The organism is Candidatus Zixiibacteriota bacterium, from assembly GCA_040753875.1.
GTDB lineage: Bacteria > Zixibacteria > MSB-5A5 > GN15 > FEB-12 > DATKJY01.
In genome coordinates this window covers 131,569-149,092 of sequence record JBFMDV010000023.1, presented here as the reverse complement: position 1 = coordinate 149,092, position 17,524 = coordinate 131,569, and the positions used below count along the sequence as shown (strand labels likewise).

Sequence of the window (17,524 nt, the reverse complement as noted above, 5' to 3'; positions counted from 1 at the left end):
TCGCGGCGAGCCGGCCGTTTCAGTGCCGGCCCGCACACGACTGCAAGTCACCGAATCATTCGACGCTACTACGTAGCGTGTCGCTACTTCAACAGCATCATCTTCTTCGTCTGGCAGAACCCTCCAGCCGGTACAGATAGACCTTACCCAAACGCCAGCACGGACAAACCTAACGATGTTTTAGCTTGACAACGTGCTGGGCAGCTTCGTCCTTAGTATAAGTGGTGAGGTAAATATTTCATAAACGTCAGACTTCTTGGAGGGAGTCATGGGTAACAAAACACGCGCGTTCGCATTCGTGGCTGGCGCTCTGTCGATTACGCTCGGCATCCTGGCCACGCCGGGACCTCTTTCTGCCGCCTCTGAGACGAGTTACCCCTGTCGCCTGGGCGACAACATCAATTACTACAACGGTGAGTTGACCATTGACCATGTAGATGTCACCCTGCCAGGCAGGCGAGGCCTGGATGTCGTCATAGCTCGTCATTACTCAACCAGCATCTACCGAGACTCTGCTTACACCGACGCTGGGCAATACAGTGATTACGTTAAGTTGTCGAACCCAGACCGATTCGCGTACTTGGGTCAGGGTTGGACCATCGGCTACCCGTATCTGATCCACGATGACCGGCGAAACCCGGTGTACCACCGTTTCACGGACTTCTTGGTTCACGGGGACGGTTCGAGAGAGTCATTCATCAAGAATCTTGATTCACTGACCAACACGGATTACCGAAAGAAGACACGTTCACTTGCTCTCTTCACGGGGCATGGTCCGAGCAGTTCCCTGCCCGACACTCTCCTCTTGACGGACGGCACCAAGTGGATCTTCGATCACATTGTTGGGCAGAGAAAGCTTCTTACCAAGATTGCAAACCGTTTCGGGGATACGCTCCGCGTTCAATACCTTGGCACAACCGCATGGATTGACAGGGTGATCAGCCCCATTGGATTGGAGGTACTGTTCAGATACGGTACTGTGAGCGGTTCTACAGTTCTGCCGGTCGGAACGCCACCGCCTGATACCACGTACCGCTTACGGCAGCTGAATTATTTGAGTGCATCGGGAGACACGATTCGGGTGCGGTATGGATTCTACCCCGCAGGTTCCAAGAGCTGCAATCTACGATCTGTGACTTTTGCAAGTGGAGATCAGGAGTCGTTTGACTATTCCAAGGCGTACTTCTACCAAACCTGACCTGATTGGGACAGCCTCTATACCCAATGCCTCGATACGTTTGGCGCCCTGTACCTCTTGAATAAGTACACAGGTATCGCAGGAGCTGTCGCTACGTATGACTACAGGCGCATCAATCGCGCAATCTACTTAGACCCCAATGGTGGAGGATGGGACACGGAAATGGGGTTCCACTACCGGGGACACCAAGCAGTGTGGCACAGGTATTCTGACGAAGGGACCGTGGAATTTCAATATCGCAGCATTCTCGACAATCTCAATGACGACGGTGCAGCGATTCCGAACGTCGCTTCCAGGACGACAGTTTTCTATCCCGATGGTGGAATAAGAGAGTACTTCTTCTTTTATGAGGATAACCGTGAGTGGGCCGCCAACCGTGGTTCACGACAAGAAGCCGCGGGTATGTTGCCAAGCGCCCTGTTTCAGCGGCAGTCTATTCTCGGTAAGGATACGATCTGCACAGGTTACGATTTCGGAACCAGTTTCTATGATACTCGTGGTTTCTCTCCGGCTTCACGCATTGGAAGACTCGACGACTCGACCTGGTTCTATGAGTGGGATAGTGCGACGTATAACTCGATCATTGATTCAAGCTTTACCGTCGATACGACGGCCGTTTTTGCATCGCTTGTTGCGTTTGCACACGAGGGAGTCGGCTATTACAAGCGTGAGTTCCTCTATCCGATGGTTCCAACTTCTGAAAAGAACCTCAGATCGACATTGATCCTCAACGATTCCCTGCACCCCAATGTGCAGCTGTTGTCCATAACTGCGCCGAGGTCCATACAACTTTTCGGTCCCGACTGGGAAAGCACTTGGTTACCGTACTACTACCTCTGTCCATGGAAACTGCCGTGCCAACCATGCGATAGCTGCTTGCCGGACAATGTGGATACAATTCCGTTTGTCAAGGACAGCGTTGAAGAGTGGGAGTACATTCCTGCATGGAATCTCACGCTCACCAAGCGCACCAAGCACACGGTAAAGAACCGAGACAGCGTCTTTGCCGTATACACGGAGTACGTGAATGACCCGACCAAGCACTACCAGGTGAGTGAAATCACCACGTACACGGCTGCATCGCCAAACGAGCGATTGACGACTAAGTACCGATACGACAATCCTCTGGGGCTGTTGTCGGCCGTGATCAGTCCGACCGATGATACCCTGTACTATGAATATGACAGCAATGGCTTTCTCTGGAAGACCGTAGATTCCTCGCTGGTGGATGCCAGTCACCCAGCAGTGGAGACACGCGAATACTTCTCCAATGGACTATTGCAGTCGGTGACCGATCTGAACGGGGCCGCTACTCACTACTTCTACGATCACATCGGCAGAGATTCGGTCGTCCGCCTTCCACTTGAGAGTTCCTTTTCAACAATGAAGCTCTACGGCCTCAAGGATACGATAACGCTGTGGACGAGGATTGACAGTACCGACACCATCACGTCGATGACGTTGGCGGACCAGTACTTGCGCCCGAGGAAAAGCGTACTTCGCGTGAACGATACACTCTCCATCGTGGATTCCGTCGTGTACAATTCACGGGGTGATCTGACGAGGACGAGCCGCGCCCGATTGCAAACGGATACCGCAGTCTGGACGGATTTTGCGTACGACGTGCGATTTCGACGATATAAGGCATCGTACCCAACTGGTCTTTGGGATTCGATCAATTTCGTTGATTACTTCACGACCGATCGCCGGAACACTCGCGGGCAGAAGACGCGGGTAATAACCGACTTCTTCGGAAACAGTGTGTACAGCTACCTCGGAGACAGTACAGTGGGCACCGGGTTCGTGGCGATCGACACTTCTACTGCGGTCTATGACCCGTTTGGGAATGTCCTGGCGGCTACGGATTTCAAGGGTCTCACGCGCACCTATACCTACGACCACTGGGCTCGGCAGATTCTGAAATCTGATCCGGATGTCGGCACGACGCAAACCTGGTACAACAAGGGTGGCAGGATTCGATTTGTCAGGCGCAACATCGAAACGACGTGTACTTATTTCAAGTATGACAGCGACAACCGGTTGTTGGAAGAGGGCACTTTGAGCAATCCCGACACAACAAGGGTGAACGATCGCGGTTACCCCGGGGCTTCTGACCCCAAGACCGTGTGGGCGACTTATAGGTACGACTCCTATTCGACTCCAAGCATCGCCGCCGATACTACGGGAGGTCTTGGGTACTGCAAGGGACGCATGACCGAAGTGGTCGATTCTTCCGGCTACACCTACCTCTATTACGATGCTCGTGGTCGTATCGGCCTGAAAACCACTTGGGTGAAGGGTTTGTCTGCCTCCAAGAAGCTGAGCTTTACCTACTATGCCAACGATGCCCTCAAGCGGGTCACCTATCCCAACGGAACCTATACAGACTATTCTTATTACCAAACCGGCCAATTGAAGGGGGTCTCGGACATCATCGACACGGGCAAGATTCTGTACGAGCCATGGGGCGCGGTCAAGAGCATTGACTTCAAGAATAGCCTGAAAACCCGTTACAGCTATGACGATCTGGGCAGGGCGAATGAAGTGCGCAACTGGACCTCATGGGGGCGCATGTTCTGCCGATCCTATCAGTTCGACTCGTTCGGGCGTCTGGACACCGAGACAGACATCGACACGACCGGTGCTCCAACTACCTACGGGATCGTTCGGGACTACACCCACGATTACCGTGGCCGATTGGTCGGGGCCGATTTGCAGGACCCGAATGGCGCTGCACCCGATCGCAGTTTGGGTTATGACTACGACGTCAGCAACAACTTCTCTAAGAGGACGGCTGTTGGAGTTGATTCGGTGCGGTACCTTCTGAGTCAAGGGAAGAACCAGGACGCGGAGATCAAATACTACCACGGATCCGTGTATTATGATTCATTCCTGGTGAACCAATACGACGCCCGGGGACGTGTGACCTCTGTGACAAAATACGCAGCCTGGGATCAAATTAACTGGAACCGTCGGACCCAGTACCGATACGATCATCGCAACCTCCTGACGACCGTTCTGTTCGAGCTTCCGTCCTACTCCGGCGGCGACGGACCGGATTCGGTGATAAATCTGTATAATTCCAGTGGCGAGAAAGTGAAGCAGATTTACCGGTATCAGGTGTATATCCCCCCGGATACAGGCGGTGGTGGGATTGAGGGGCTGGTGCCGGGCGGCGAGTCCGCTCTTTCGATCGGTGACAGCCAGGTGGAAAGTCTCAGCGGCCCTGGCGGAGGTGGGTATTGGCAAAACCGCGAGGAAGTTCGATATTACATCTGGTCCGGCGGGCAGGTCGTGGTTGAACTGGACAATCCTGTCTCTGTGAGTCAGGTGAACATCTATGGTCTGGGACGTCATCTCGCCAGGCGTGACTACACACTGGCCGTGGACTCACTGGACGTGCTGGTGACCGATTACCTTGGAACAGTGAGATCGGTCGTGCAGGCTACTGGGAATCCGGGAACTTCCCTGTTGGAGTATTATCCGTATGGTGGGCATTACTCGCTGACCGGGTCGAACGTGCCGAACCGGCGGTTTATTGGCAAGGAGTTGGATAAGACGCGACAGCTCGACTTCGGGCCGAGATACTACGACAAGGATATCGGCCGGTTCCTGGCACCGGACCCGATTCTGTCCAGTGCGTCGCCGTACAGCTATGCCGAGGGGAACCCAGTAATGTTTTCCGACCCGACCGGGTTCGAATACGATGCTGCCTGGGCAGCGGAATACGAAAAGAAAGCCTGGTGGCGCTATTCGATCTATGACAGTCCGCCTAGAAGTTCAATTGAGGAGGACTTAGCCTTTGAGGCGCAATTGGAACAAACGTATTTAGCAGCCGAGATACGGTCTGGAATTCCGATCTATGGAACAAACGATATATCCTCTGAGAATGTGAATTTCTCTGGTGACGTAGAATTTGATGTGCGAGTCGAAGGCACGAAAGACCATGAAACAGGGGAGATACTCGATATTACTCGCATAGCAGTTTTTAGCGGAGGTAAGTTGATCGCGGAAGCGTCTCAATTTCTGTTGGATGTGGCGACAATTCATGTTACGGTTATGGGGATGACCTCATCGTGGGTCACTGGAGTAGGACCTTCGGAATGGCATTTCAATGAGAAGTCACCCAACACGCGACAGATACAAACCACAAAGGGAGTCCGAAACGCGCGCAAGGAATACTATGACGAGTTTGGTGACGGCATTTCGATCCCGAAAGGTACCACATTGCTGAAGAGAGAATATATCCCAGGCGATTTTGACGGCCTTCAATTTGAAGGTGACGAGTTTCTTGAGGCTACTGCGATGCAGAACCTAACGTGGCATTTCGTGGGAAGTTATTCTGTTACGATAACCCCAACGGATGATGGCAATTCGCTTGAGTTCGACGTCTACAATGAAACCAGTATGACATCATTTACCCGCTACAACACTCTCATTGGGATACCATCTCTACCGAGTTATAATCGAATGACCGGGATCCCGACTCCCGGTGGAACAATAAGGGAACACTTCAAATGGACAGAACCAATATTTCGGTGAGATGGCTGATCAATAGCTGCTGTGTTGTTGTAGTCATGGCATTGGCATGCAACATCGCCCCCGGTCCACAGGTCAGCCCAGTCGAACAACATGAGATTGTTGGTACATTTGTGACGAATAAGCCACCTTACCAGTGGTTATACATAGATACAGATGGTTCGTATATGCACGAGTTTAGTCACGAAGGCACAAAGTACTACGACTCAGGAAATTGGAGGTTTGAACTGGACACGGGAGGTGCGTGCCGGTTCGCCGTGCCTACCTTTCGATACAGACGGCCTATGCAGTACGGTCATGAAGTTGGTCCTGGTTTTTCGATGAGATTTCAATGTGGCAAGTACAGCGGCAAGGTCATAATTGCTCTCGAAATGTACGACGATGAGTACTACTTCGTCAAACAAGGTTCCGCCGACAGTGCCAAGTTATGAACAAACGACCGGGATACCGGCTTGTGCGATGTGGGAGTATTACCCGTAAGGCGGATTCTACTCCCTGACAGGGTCGAACGTGCCGAACCGGCGGTTTATTGGCAAGGAATTGGACAAGACGCGGCAGCTTGACTTTGAGCCGAGATACTACGATAGAGATATCGGCCGGTTCCTGGCACCGGACCCGATTCTGTCCAGTGCGTCGCCGTACAGCTATGCCGAGGGGAACCCAGTAATGTTTTCCGACCCGACCGGGTTCGAATACGATGCTGCCTGGGCAGCGGAATACGAGAAGAAAGCCTGGTGGCGCTATTCGATCTATGACAGTCCGCTTGGAGGTGGAATTGAGGAGGACTTAGCCTTTCAAGCGGAATTGGAGCAAATCTACATGGCAACTGAAATACGGTCTGGAATTCCTCATTACGCCACTGATGATTTGTCTTCTGTCAACGTGAACGATTGTGGCCAATCGATGGGCTATTTGTACAGCAAGTATGAGGACGGCGAACTGACAGACGCATGGTTAGAAATCGGCGGTTGGGACGTCGGACATGTTCCAAGACAGACAATCGACAAGGCTCGATACTACGGTGCAGTTTATGCGTCCGTAACAGATGAAGCTATGGGATTCAAACCTCTCAAGAGTGCAGAGTCGCGCATCAGTGCCGTGCAAGCGTTCTTACATTACTTAGTAGGTGGAGGAAAAGACCTGTCGGTCCCATTCAAACAGCTCGGCGCGGGCAACGTCGAACCAACAGACTTCGAGGCATTTAAAGAAGCAGCCTCGAATTACGATAACGGAGTGTATGCGTTCCATGCGGAAATGGGATTCAGCCCAAAGGGCCATGGTGACTACGATACATATCTTGCATTTGGAGATGTGAGGTTAGAACTGGATGGAACTCTCACAGTCGACGAAACGTCTGTTTCTTTCGAGGGTACCATTACCGCGAGGGACAATTACTATGATTTCAATGCGGCATCACGTGGCTTCCCTTGGGAGCAATTGACGACGGTAGGTCGTAATACCCCAGGAACTCCTTATCGGGTGACTTTTGACGGAGGGCGCTCGGTGAATTGGAACGGGGGACGATGATGAGCAAGGGACAACACTTCACCTTTGGATGCTTATGTCTACTGTGCTTGACGGCATGCTGTCAAAGAGAACCGTTATCGGACGAATTAGTGTTCCAGATTGCCATGGATGAAGTTCGGGATCCACGGACGGCGCGAGAGATTGGCTACGATCCGTGCCTTCTGCCGGAACCCGTTAAGCAGATGGAGGGGAAAGACAGAAATATAGCCGCGTTCATGTTCTTGGACACACTGCAAGGGATTTCACTGAGCGTTGTTGTATATCCGAATGGTGACACCAAACTCTCTTACAGCACCCGGTTCATGGATGCTCTGAGAGAATACCGTCGCGCCCATCCCAAAGTCAAGGTTCGTGTCGCATGGCCACCTGACGACACGAGTTTTCGACGAGAAGTCGACAGTCAAAGAAGCGAGGACAGCGAATAGACAATAGTTCACTATGATCAAACTCTGGCCGGGCCTGACAACAGACGCTTTTTCGAATGACTGTTTCAATGTGCTGAAGTTGCATAGCGCACTCGGAAACACTGACCATTCGTTGAGTTAATCACGTCGCATGAGCTGAATTTGGATTCGTGGAAATGTCCACTGAATTCTGAGAGTATTATCCATATGGTGGGCACTACTCGCTCACTGAGTTGAACGTGCCAAATCGTCGGTTCATTGGCAAGGAGTTAGATAAGACGCGACAGCTCGACTTTGGGCCGAGATATTACGATAGAGATATCGGCCGGTTCCTGGCACCTGACCCGATCCTCTCCTGCGCCTCGCCGTACAGCTATGCCGAGGGGAACCCAGTAATGTTTTCCGACCCGACCGGGTTCGAAAACGATGCGACCTGGGGAGCAGTGTATCTGGGGTCATTCATCCAGTTCGAATATAATGTAGCGGCCGCCATCCGAAACGCCTCTGGAATGAGCGCGTCGCGAAGTCGGGCATCACGCTCCTGGAACATCTCTCGCCACAAGCTGACCCGCTCCCCGGACAAATCACTCGAGGGAATGACCTGGCGGCTGCTGACGAACGGATCTTCATCTTTGTACCACCAGTCTCCGCAGAGGAACTGAGTACCGCACTCCTTTTGGAAATATGCCTGCTCACGGTCGACTGCACTCCCCGGAAAATGCATGTAACCATGACATGTCCAGATCAGCGATGATGGCCCGCGGTCAAGTTCGGCATCCACGAAGTCAAACGTTTCCTCCAGAGTCCGCTGTGTCTCGCCGGGATGGTTGAAGATCAAATTGGCTCCGTGCACCACCTCACGCTCCGACAGGAGGTGACTCACCTGGCGGAACTTATCGAGAAACTTCTCCGGTTGCTTGCTCTTGTTCATGATTCGTAGCATCATCGGAGAACAACTCTCAACACCAAACTGCACTTCGGCTTTCAGTCCCGACAGCACCTCAATGTCGTCGTGGTCCAGAAACTCAGGACGGGTTTCAAAGAGGATGTAACATGTCGGATGCAGATCGGCAAGGCGACTGAGAAATTCTTTGCGCCATTCCGGTCGAACTCCAAAACAGGCATCACCCAGGCCGACTGCTGCCGGATTATAGCGCCTGATAACCTCTCGAATCTGTGTGACTGCAACTGAAGGGGAGAGCGGGCGCCAGCAATGATCTTTGAGGCTCTCCATACAGAAGGAGCATTCGAAAGGACAGCCGCGCGAAAGGTAAATAGTGAGTGTGTTCATCTGCCCGGGGACTTCGGTTTTCATCAAACCGTCGATAATGTCCCAGTCGACGGCAGGGAACTGTTCGGGGTACACGGTCGGACCGATGACCGTCGTTGTTGCCGCTGGGCGTCCCTGTGTGGAGAACGATTGCACGATATCACGCAGCGCCAGTTCCCCTTCGCCGCGCACCACGTAGTCAAACAGATTGTCGGCTGTCACGAAATCATCCGGTCGAGCAGTCGGATGATATCCGCCGACCACGATTAAGCGGTCGGGATGCAACTCTCGCGCGATGCGAGCCACAGACATCGCAGCTTTATAGCATAAACTCGTCCAGCATGAGATCGCGAGGACATCAAAATCTCGCTGGAGAATCTCATGAACACGCCGCTCGAACCGCTTGATCTGTACGGCGCTGGTCGGGCGACCGATGCTGACTTCGAGATCCATATATTCGACGGGGAAGAACTGCGCCAGATATGATGCCAGCACCAGTTGCGATGCTTTCACCTCATCGCTATGCATCGACTCCGGATAGTAAAACATGGAGGGATATGTCAGAAGGACTGATGGACCCTGTTGTCTGGGCATACGGCGTCTTCCGTGTCTTATTCGCCAAATCTGGTTATGTCAATATACGCCCGGGTTCTGTTCGGTGCAAGACGCATGGACAGCAAGCACACACCACAGGAACGGGATACCGGAAGACGTGCGAGGAGAATTGTATGCCGGAGGTCGGAATCGAACCGACATGGTATTGCTACCGGGGGATTTTGAGTCCCCTGCGTCTACCAATTTCACCACTCCGGCGACAAAAAGAGAACTGCGGCCGAGAACATAACCGGTGTCAGACCAGGTGTCAAGTGCACCAGCACTCGCTCAGGACTTGAATGGTCTTGCGAATGTTGGCGGATCGGAATGCGCAGTGCTCCCCGCACCTGGACGGTCAAATTGGGTCGCAGACTGAGGGGGGGCACAGAGTTTAGAAGTGGCCGCGCTCGTTCAGGCTGTCGGCCTGACGTGCCCGCCGGTAGCGATCCGAAAGACGGTACATGCCTCGCGACGGATGAAGATGACAGGCGACTGTCGGCTGGTTACCCTCGGCGAACACATCGGTGCGCACGTTTCGACAGCGATCGGTAGCCAACTCACCGGACTCCGTGCATACATCGAGATGGACAATCCCCTCCGGTTCTTCGAAATCTTCCACCGGCAGCGAGTCGTGCGCCTTGAGCATATATTCTGTCCAGACCGGCACGGCGTTGCGAGCGCCATCCTCGCCGCCACCGAGAGATGTCTTGTCGTCGAACCCGACCCACACGCCCGCCGTGATCTGGGGCGTGTAGCCGACAAACCAGTTGTCGCAGAAATTGTCCGAGGTTCCGGTCTTGCCGCCGGCCGGTCGCGTGAACCCCATCCATCGCGCCCGCTGGCCGGTACCGGCATCCACCACGGACCGCATGATGTCAACCATCAGGAATGCCGTCTGCGCCGACAGCACCTCTTCTTTTCGCACTGCCGAATTGTCCTCAAGGACCTTGCCGTATCGATCCACGATCCTGTGGATCGACCGGTAAGGAATATGTATTCCTTTGTCCGGGAAGGTCGAGAGCGCGGAAACCAATTCAACAAGACGTACTTCGCCGACCCCGATGGCAAGCGACGGCACCGCGGGTAGCGGCGTCGTTATCCCCATTTTGCGCGCATAGAAGATCGCCTGGTCAGGCGTCACCTTCAACAACAACCGTATGGTGGCCAGATTTCGCGATAGCCGCAACGCGTCCCTGATCGTTATCGGACCAAGGAACTGATCGTCGAAATTGTGCGGCCGCCATTGCTTGGAGCCGGGAATATCCAGAACCAGGGGGTTGTCGTCGACAATGTCCGTTGTCTTGTAACCGTTGTCGATACAGGCCGTGTACACGAACGGCTTGAACGATGATCCCGGCTGACGGAGCGCCTGCACAGCCCGGTTGAACTCGGACTCCTCAAACGAGCGCCCCCCCACCATCGACAACACGTCACCTGTTGCATTGTCTATCGCCACGAACGCGCCTTGAACCAGCTTGGAGACCCGAATGGGACGCCCAAAACTGTCCAGAGTGTCCGGCAGGTAATACGTGTAATCGGGACTACGGGAGCCGTGTTGTTTGATCGTTTGGGACCGCAGGGAATCAATTTTCCGGTTCACTGCCTCTTCGGCGACCCGCTGGAGACTCGCATCAAGTGAGGTGTAGACTCGGAGACCCCCCGAGTACAGAACCGACTCGCCGTACTTCTCGAGCAGATGCTGCCGGATCCACTCCGTAAAATAGGGAGCGATCCCCTCGCGCTCCGATGGCGGCGTCACTCTGACAGCGAGTTCCTTCAAGGAATCATACTGCGGTTCGCTGATACCACCCCACTCGTAATAACTATACAGAACTCGGTTGCGGGCCTTGAAAGCCTTTTCGGGATTATTGACCGGTGAATTGATATTAGGCCCCTTCAACATGCCGATCAGAATGGCGCACTCGTCGAGACTCAGTTCACGCGGTCGCTTGTTGAAAAACAGGTGAGATGCCGCCGCTATACCGTAAGCGCCACGGCTGAAGTAATACTGGTTGAGATACATTTCGAGTATCTCATCCTTGGAATACGTGCGCTCCAGTTTGATGGCGGTCAGCGCTTCCTTGATCTTTCGCTCGAATGTCTTCTTCTGTGTCAGAAACAGCATACGCGACAACTGCTGGGTGATGGTCGAGGCGCCCGCCTTAAGCTCAAGATGCAGAAGATTTGTTGCGGCTACGATCAATGCCCGACGGAAGTTGATTCCCCAGTGGCTGTAGAACTCCTGGTCCTCAGTCGCCATCAGCATGTCGATAAGCGGGCGCGGGATCTCACTGAATGGCGTCAATGCCCGGTTTTCGCTGTAGAACTCCTTCAGGAGAACGCCGTTGCGGTCATACACCCGCGTGGCCAGACTCGGTTCGATATTATGGAGTTGCTCAAAAGACGGCAGCTCGGACTGATAGACCCGGTACGTTCGCACGCCGATGAGAACCACCAGGATGGCGATCAACCCGATCAGCGTGACCAGTGAGGTCCGCCATCTCCGACCATCCTTGGAGAGCGGTTGATTGTCCGTATTGAACCATGCCATGATTTCTATTTACCGACCCTTGTACATCATAGTCAAGGAAAAAGCAGGCGCCGCTTTCCGGGATTGCTTTTTCTCGGCACTTTCGCTATCAATCAACATCGGCTATTATATGCCGATAGAGAACCCAAAGTTGAATTGAGGAGAACCGCCAGACCGTGGACAACATCGATCCGGGCATTCGTCGTGAACTGGAACGCCAGTGGAAACTCATCGCTCGTGGCGCCGTCGACCTTCTGCCCGAGGACGAGTTTCGCGCCAAACTCGCGACCTCCATTAGTGAGAACCGCCCCCTTCGGGTCAAACAGGGGTTTGATCCAACTGCCCCCGACATTCACCTCGGCCACACCATCGGGATCCGAAAGCTTAAGCAGTTCCAGGACCTTGGGCACCAGATCGTGTTGATTGTCGGCGATTACACCGCCATGGTCGGGGATCCGTCCGGTCGATCGGCCACCCGCCCGCAACTAACGTACGACGAAATCATGAAAAACGCCGAGACATATGAAGCGCAGTTCTTCAAGATACTGGACCGCTCCCGAACCGAAATCCGGTTCAACGGCGACTGGTTTAAGAAAATGGAGTTTTTGGACGTCATGCACTTGGCCACGCATTACACGGTTGCTCGGTTGCTCGAACGTGACGACTTCACCAAACGGTTCAAGGCCAATGTCCCCATATCTCTGCACGAACTGTTCTATCCGCTCATGCAGGCGTATGATTCGGTGGCGATCAAAGCCGATGTGGAGCTGGGGGCCACTGAACAGAAGTTCAATCTCCTGTGCGGGCGAGCCATACAGGAAGCGTACGGCGTCGCGCCCCAGTGCATTCTCACGCTGCCCGTTCTCCTTGGGCTCGACGGCGAGCGCAGGATGTCCAAATCGCTGGGGAACTATATCGGAGTCGATGAATCACCGAAGGAGATATTCGGCAAAGTCATGTCAATTCCCGACAGTCTCATCTACGACTATTTCCTGCTGGTGACCGAGGTTTCCGATGACCGGCTCGCCGAGATCAAGGCGCAACTCGGTCGCACCGATGTCAACCCGATGACTATCAAGAAGGAACTCGGCGAGACTCTTGTCGATATGTATCACCCGCCGGGAGCGGGTAGGAAGGCCCGCGAAGAGTTTGAACGCGTGTTCTCTCAAAAGCAGCTTCCCGATGATATCCAGCAAGTGTCGCAAAGTCAGTTGGCATCTATGGGTCTCGACGGGGACCGACTTCTACTGGTCCACCTGCTGACTAAGACCGGACTAACCAAGACGAACAGCGAGGGGAGACGTCTCATCGAAGGGGGTGGTGTCAGTGTGGCCGATCAGCGGATCACCGATCCAAATCACGAGTTACTGCTGGCCACTGAACTCGGCCGGTCCGATTCGGTTATAATAAAGGCAGGGAAGAGGCGGTTCCTGAAAATAGTCAGGGACTGACCGTAACATTCTCCCCAGCAAGAGCTTATATCGCGATGCGGAAGTATCAATTTATGTCGCCCAGTCGATGTCAAAAGTATCGGCCCGTTCAAACACTCCACCGTGTGGCGCTTTTTGCCGTTCTGATTCTCGTGCCCATTGCGTCGGTCAGGGTCATCGCCGGCGATGCAAAACCCGATTCGGGCCACTTCCGGAGACCCCCCGTCGCTTTGCCCTTGCGGCTGCCTCACGACATGATGGACCCGCGAGCCTACGACTATTATATCGATGGTCTGCTGCTTGAAGGCATGGGGGACCCGGTGCAGGCATCGCGGAGTTTCCTTCGAGCGCTGCAGTATTATCCGGATTCCTACGAGATCGGCTTTGCACTGGCTGAAACATATTACGGCATGCAGCAGCCGACACTGGCGCTGGAAGCACTGTCGCGCCTGGTGCCGCGCACGGTCAACGTGTACCTTCTCAGCGCCGCGTGCTATCGCGCCATGGGGGACGATAACGCTGCCCGCAGCACCTACCTGAAGCTCCTCCAACTCGACTCAGCCAATGCCACCGCTCTCGGATACCTCGCCAACTCGTACCAGCAGCGGAATGATCCCGATTCGATGATGTGGGCGATGGAATTGCTGGCGCAACGCTCGCCTGAAGCCAACAGCAGGTTGTGGAACGAACTTGGGAAGCTGCGGGCACAGCGAGGAAACCTCGATGGCGCCAAAGAGGCGTTTCAGAGATCGTTGGAGCTTGACCGCAGCGCTGCCAACGTTTTGGCCTATGCCGGGCTGGGAGACATTTACGATCTCATGCACCGCACGGATTCAGCCGCGTCGTACTACCTGGCGGGACTTCGCGTCGACGGCGACAATGTACTCCTCAATCGTCAACTGATTTCGCTTTATCTGAGCATGGACTCGCTCCGGCTGGCTTTGCCCTACGCACAGAAGGTTGTCGAATTGGCGCCGCTTGATCGAGTGGGCGTACGACGCCTTGCCGTTATCTATTTCGGACTGGACTCGCTCAAGGAATCGGATTCCCTCTTCTCATATCTCGTTTCAGGCGGCGAACGCAACGCCAGCAACCACTACTACCTCGGCACCATAGCGCTCAGAGAGCACGACTACACACGCGCCAAAAGTGAATTCACTACCCTGACTGACCTGGCCGACACGCTTTCGGAAAGCTGGCTAAACCTCGGATTCGCGTATCGGCAGCTCAACGATACCAACCACGAGATCGCTACCTATCAGGCAGGATTGAACCACATGCGCGATGAAAACAACGCCGTTCGTGTTTTCTTCGCGCTCGGCGCCGCGTACGAGCGATACGGACAGTTCGACAGCTCCGTGGCCGTGTTCGAAAAACTTATCTCCAAGGCCCCGGACCATAGTCAGGCCCTGAATTATCTCGGCTACATGCTCGCCGACCGAAATCAAAGGCTCGATTACGCCAGGGAACTCATTGGTCGTGCACTCGCCATTGACTCCACGAACGGCGCTTTTCTCGACAGTTATGGGTGGGTCTATTACCGCCTCGGTGATTTCGACAAGGCACTCGAATACCTCACTCGCGCAGCCGAGAGCACCGAAGACGCCGTCGTTTTCGAGCATGTCGGCGATACCTACAACGCCAGAGGGGACCGGGCCACGGCCCACAAATGGTGGCGCAAGGCGCTCGACCTGACCCCGACGAATGACGCCATCAAGGAGAAACTCGCGAAGTGAGTTTGTGCTCCGGGCTCCGGTTGTCGTTTGCAGTGGTAGCGGCAATGCTGCTCGCATGCGCCGAGGTCCAGCCGCCGCCGGGCGGAGAAGCAGACAAAGCCGGCCCATCGCTTCTGAGTTCATCGCCGGCGAATGGGGCACTCAATGTCCCGCGCATCATCACTGTCACGCTGTTGTTCTCCGAGAAAGTTCAGAAACCTGCCATTGGTACGGCCGTGTTCGTATCTCCCCGACCGGGTAAAGAACCAAAAGTGAAATGGCACGCCGACCGAGTCGAAGTGCTGTTCGAGGATTCTCTCTCGGCGAACCAAACATATATTGTCTCACTCGGCTCAGCTGTCATGGACCTGCGGGGGAACAAGCTGGACAGCGCCATCGCCCTTGCGTTCTCTACCGGCGAGACGCTCGACTCCGGCGCTATATCCGGAGTCGTCTATCTCGACAACAAGCCAAAGTCCGGTGTCAGCGTGGCGCTATACCCTCTCGATACCGCAACTGATTCTTCGGTGATCGACTCACTTCATCCCGCATACATGACCGCCACCAATTCGAAAGGCGCTTTCTCACTTGGGTATTTGCCGAAACGGGAATTCCGACTGATCGCCTTCGTCGACAAGGACAACAATGGACGGTTCCGACCCGTCTCGGAGATGTTCGCCATGCCGGACCGTCGTATCCAATTGGAAGAACGAAACTACCCGGATCTGTCCCTTAGCCTGACATCATGGGATACGACCAAACCGGAGATTATCTCAGCGACTGCGACGACTGACCGGCTGATCCGGCTCCGTCTATCGCGGAGTATCCCCATGTCCGACCTCAAACTTGCTCCCTCCGGCCTGCAGTTCAAAACCCTCAACGATACACTGGCTGTTTATGCGGCCCAGGGGATCCTTGAATCCGAGCTTAAAGAATCGGCTCAACTCACCGCATATTGCGCCAATCTGCCGGATTCCACCTACCGGGTCGAACTTCAATACGATCTGCAAAAACCGCCGTTGGTATGGGATAGCCTTGTCGTCCGTGCCCTGCCCGATAAAGCGGCACCCGCCGTGACGGGGGTGCAGCCTGGTGCCGCCGCAGTTTTCACACGTGATTTTGATCTCACGATGACTTTCTCTGAGCCTCTGGACACCATGAAATTCACCCCACAAACTTTCGCCTTCTGGGAGGGGAAGGCCAACCCCGTACCGGTCCACAGGCGTTGGAACGATCCCTTTCACCTCACACTATTGCCCGAAGAATTGATCGCGGGAGCGAACTACCGGCTTGACATCACCGAATTCGAAATTGTCGATCTGGCCGGCAACCGGATGGGGGACACGCTCAAAACATATACGTTCTCGACTCTGAATGAGGATTCTCTGGGCACCGTCTCTGGTGAACTCACAATCGACCTGCCGGATCGCAGACTTAGTCCGGTTTTCTTAACCTTTGCCAGCGTCGGCACAAATCAGCAATACAGGCAGACGAGCACGGATCGGACTTTCCGACTGGACCTGCCCGCCGGCAAATACATGCTCTCGGGATTCGTCGACACCGATCGCAACAGCAAGAGAGGGCTTGGAGGGATATACCCTTTCACCCTCTCTGAAACTGCGTCAGCCTATCCTGATACGATTGCCGTGAGGGCCCGTTTCGAGACCGCCGGGCTCAACTTCGAATTCAAGTGACCTGATTTATTGTGCCGCGATCTGCTTCGGCGCCCAAACTTTCAGCACTACCCGTCGATTTTTGGCGTTCCCTTGTCTCTGATCCGGCAACGATACCAGTTTGTCCTTGCCGTACGAGATGATGAACATGCGATACAGACCCACTCCATATCTGTCAGCCAGGTACCTCTTGGCCGCGCTGGCCCGACGTTCCCCCAGCGTGTAGTTATACGTGGACGGGCCGGTGGCGTCGGTGTGCCCGGCGATCTCGATGATCGAGTGACTGGTTGCGTTCAATTTGGCGCCGGCGTCATCAAGGATCTGCTGCGCCACGCCATCCAGATCGTACCGGTCAAATCCAAAGGTGATCTCTCCCTGCCAGACGATTTCGTAATTCTCGAATCCACTGGCCTGGTTGAGTGCAAGATCGGTCTTGCGGGAAAGCTCCTGGGACAACTGCCCCAGCCGCACCACCTCGGCCGCTGTCGAATCGGACTGCGACGACAATTGGGCCATGCGGGCATTGGATCGCGCCTCGGCATCAGCCACCTGCTTGTCGACATAGTCCTTCTTAGCCCCACAGGCGCCCAAAAAGAGGACGCTGAACAGAACGGCTCCAAGCATTCTTTTCATCAAAACCTCAC

Annotated in this window: 10 protein-coding genes, 1 tRNA gene and 1 pseudogene; 8 read left to right on the top strand and 4 right to left on the bottom strand. The window is 54.4% G+C overall.

Features of this window, described 5'->3' with window-relative positions:
* Positions 1 to 268: 268 nt before the first annotated feature.
* From AB1644_08175 to AB1644_08155, 5 genes and pseudogenes are all read left to right on the top strand, one after another.
* Positions 269 to 1,198 (top strand): hypothetical protein, encoded by a 930-nt coding sequence (locus tag AB1644_08175; protein ID MEW6051018.1) that lies wholly within the window; start codon positions 269 to 271, stop codon positions 1,196 to 1,198.
* 222 nt (positions 1,199 to 1,420) lie between these two features.
* Positions 1,421 to 5,740 carry an RHS repeat-associated core domain-containing protein gene (locus AB1644_08170; GenBank protein ID MEW6051017.1) on the top strand — a complete coding sequence of 1,440 codons (4,320 nt, stop codon included), beginning with the start codon at positions 1,421 to 1,423 and terminating at the stop codon, positions 5,738 to 5,740.
* A gap of 507 nt (positions 5,741 to 6,247) precedes the next feature.
* Positions 6,248 to 7,264, top strand: coding sequence for a lipid II-degrading bacteriocin (locus AB1644_08165; GenBank protein MEW6051016.1), 1,017 nt, complete (start codon positions 6,248 to 6,250; stop codon positions 7,262 to 7,264).
* A gap of 104 nt (positions 7,265 to 7,368) precedes the next feature.
* Positions 7,369 to 7,689: a hypothetical protein gene (locus AB1644_08160; protein MEW6051015.1), complete on the top strand. Its 321-nt coding sequence runs from the start codon at positions 7,369 to 7,371 to the stop codon at positions 7,687 to 7,689.
* A 218-nt stretch (positions 7,690 to 7,907) separates the two neighbouring features.
* A pseudogene (locus AB1644_08155) lies at positions 7,908 to 8,024 on the top strand (RHS repeat-associated core domain-containing protein).
* Between the two features lie 17 nt (positions 8,025 to 8,041).
* Here the strand turns inward: AB1644_08155 and AB1644_08150 are convergent.
* The 3 genes from AB1644_08150 to AB1644_08140 all read right to left on the bottom strand — a co-directional run bounded on the left by AB1644_08150 (position 8,042) and on the right by AB1644_08140 (position 12,083).
* Positions 8,042 to 9,532 (bottom strand): radical SAM protein, encoded by a 1,491-nt coding sequence (locus AB1644_08150; GenBank protein MEW6051014.1) that lies wholly within the window; start codon positions 9,530 to 9,532, stop codon positions 8,042 to 8,044.
* Between the two features lie 135 nt (positions 9,533 to 9,667).
* Positions 9,668 to 9,751: transfer RNA gene (locus AB1644_08145), tRNA-Leu, on the bottom strand.
* Positions 9,752 to 9,923: 172 nt separating this feature from the next.
* Entirely contained in the window at positions 9,924 to 12,083 is a 2,160-nt protein-coding gene (locus AB1644_08140; GenBank protein ID MEW6051013.1) for a PBP1A family penicillin-binding protein, read from the bottom strand.
* Between the two features lie 155 nt (positions 12,084 to 12,238).
* Between AB1644_08140 and tyrS the strand changes: the two genes are divergently transcribed.
* From tyrS to AB1644_08125, 3 genes are all read left to right on the top strand, one after another.
* Positions 12,239 to 13,513 carry a tyrosine--tRNA ligase gene (gene tyrS / locus AB1644_08135; GenBank protein ID MEW6051012.1) on the top strand — a complete coding sequence of 425 codons (1,275 nt, stop codon included), beginning with the start codon at positions 12,239 to 12,241 and terminating at the stop codon, positions 13,511 to 13,513.
* 233 nt (positions 13,514 to 13,746) lie between these two features.
* A complete protein-coding gene (locus AB1644_08130) occupies positions 13,747 to 15,228 on the top strand; it encodes a tetratricopeptide repeat protein (protein MEW6051011.1) in 1,482 nt (493 codons plus the stop codon).
* Complete coding sequence (locus AB1644_08125; protein ID MEW6051010.1) at positions 15,225 to 16,901, top strand: Ig-like domain-containing protein; 1,677 nt, start codon at positions 15,225 to 15,227, stop codon at positions 16,899 to 16,901. The genes AB1644_08130 and AB1644_08125 overlap by 4 nt, the downstream gene beginning before the upstream one ends.
* A gap of 6 nt (positions 16,902 to 16,907) precedes the next feature.
* On the opposite strand, the gene AB1644_08120 is transcribed toward AB1644_08125, so the two are convergent.
* On the bottom strand, positions 16,908 to 17,513 hold the full coding sequence (locus tag AB1644_08120; protein MEW6051009.1) for an OmpA family protein: 606 nt from the start codon (positions 17,511 to 17,513) through the stop codon (positions 16,908 to 16,910).
* Positions 17,514 to 17,524 lie beyond the last annotated feature (11 nt).

What these genes read in the sequence shown, in the direction of transcription:
- AB1644_08175 (MEW6051018.1), top strand. Translation starts at nt 269, where the DNA reads ATGGGTAACAAAACACGCGCGTTCGCATTCGTGGCTGGCGCTCTGTCG.
- AB1644_08160 (MEW6051015.1), top strand. Translation starts at nt 7,369, where the DNA reads ATGGATGAAGTTCGGGATCCACGGACGGCGCGAGAGATTGGCTACGAT.
- AB1644_08150 (MEW6051014.1), bottom strand. Translation starts at nt 9,532, where the DNA reads ATGCCCAGACAACAGGGTCCATCAGTCCTTCTGACATATCCCTCCATG.
- AB1644_08140 (MEW6051013.1), bottom strand. Translation starts at nt 12,083, where the DNA reads ATGGCATGGTTCAATACGGACAATCAACCGCTCTCCAAGGATGGTCGG.
- AB1644_08130 (MEW6051011.1), top strand. Translation starts at nt 13,747, where the DNA reads ATGATGGACCCGCGAGCCTACGACTATTATATCGATGGTCTGCTGCTT.
- AB1644_08120 (MEW6051009.1), bottom strand. Translation starts at nt 17,513, where the DNA reads ATGAAAAGAATGCTTGGAGCCGTTCTGTTCAGCGTCCTCTTTTTGGGC.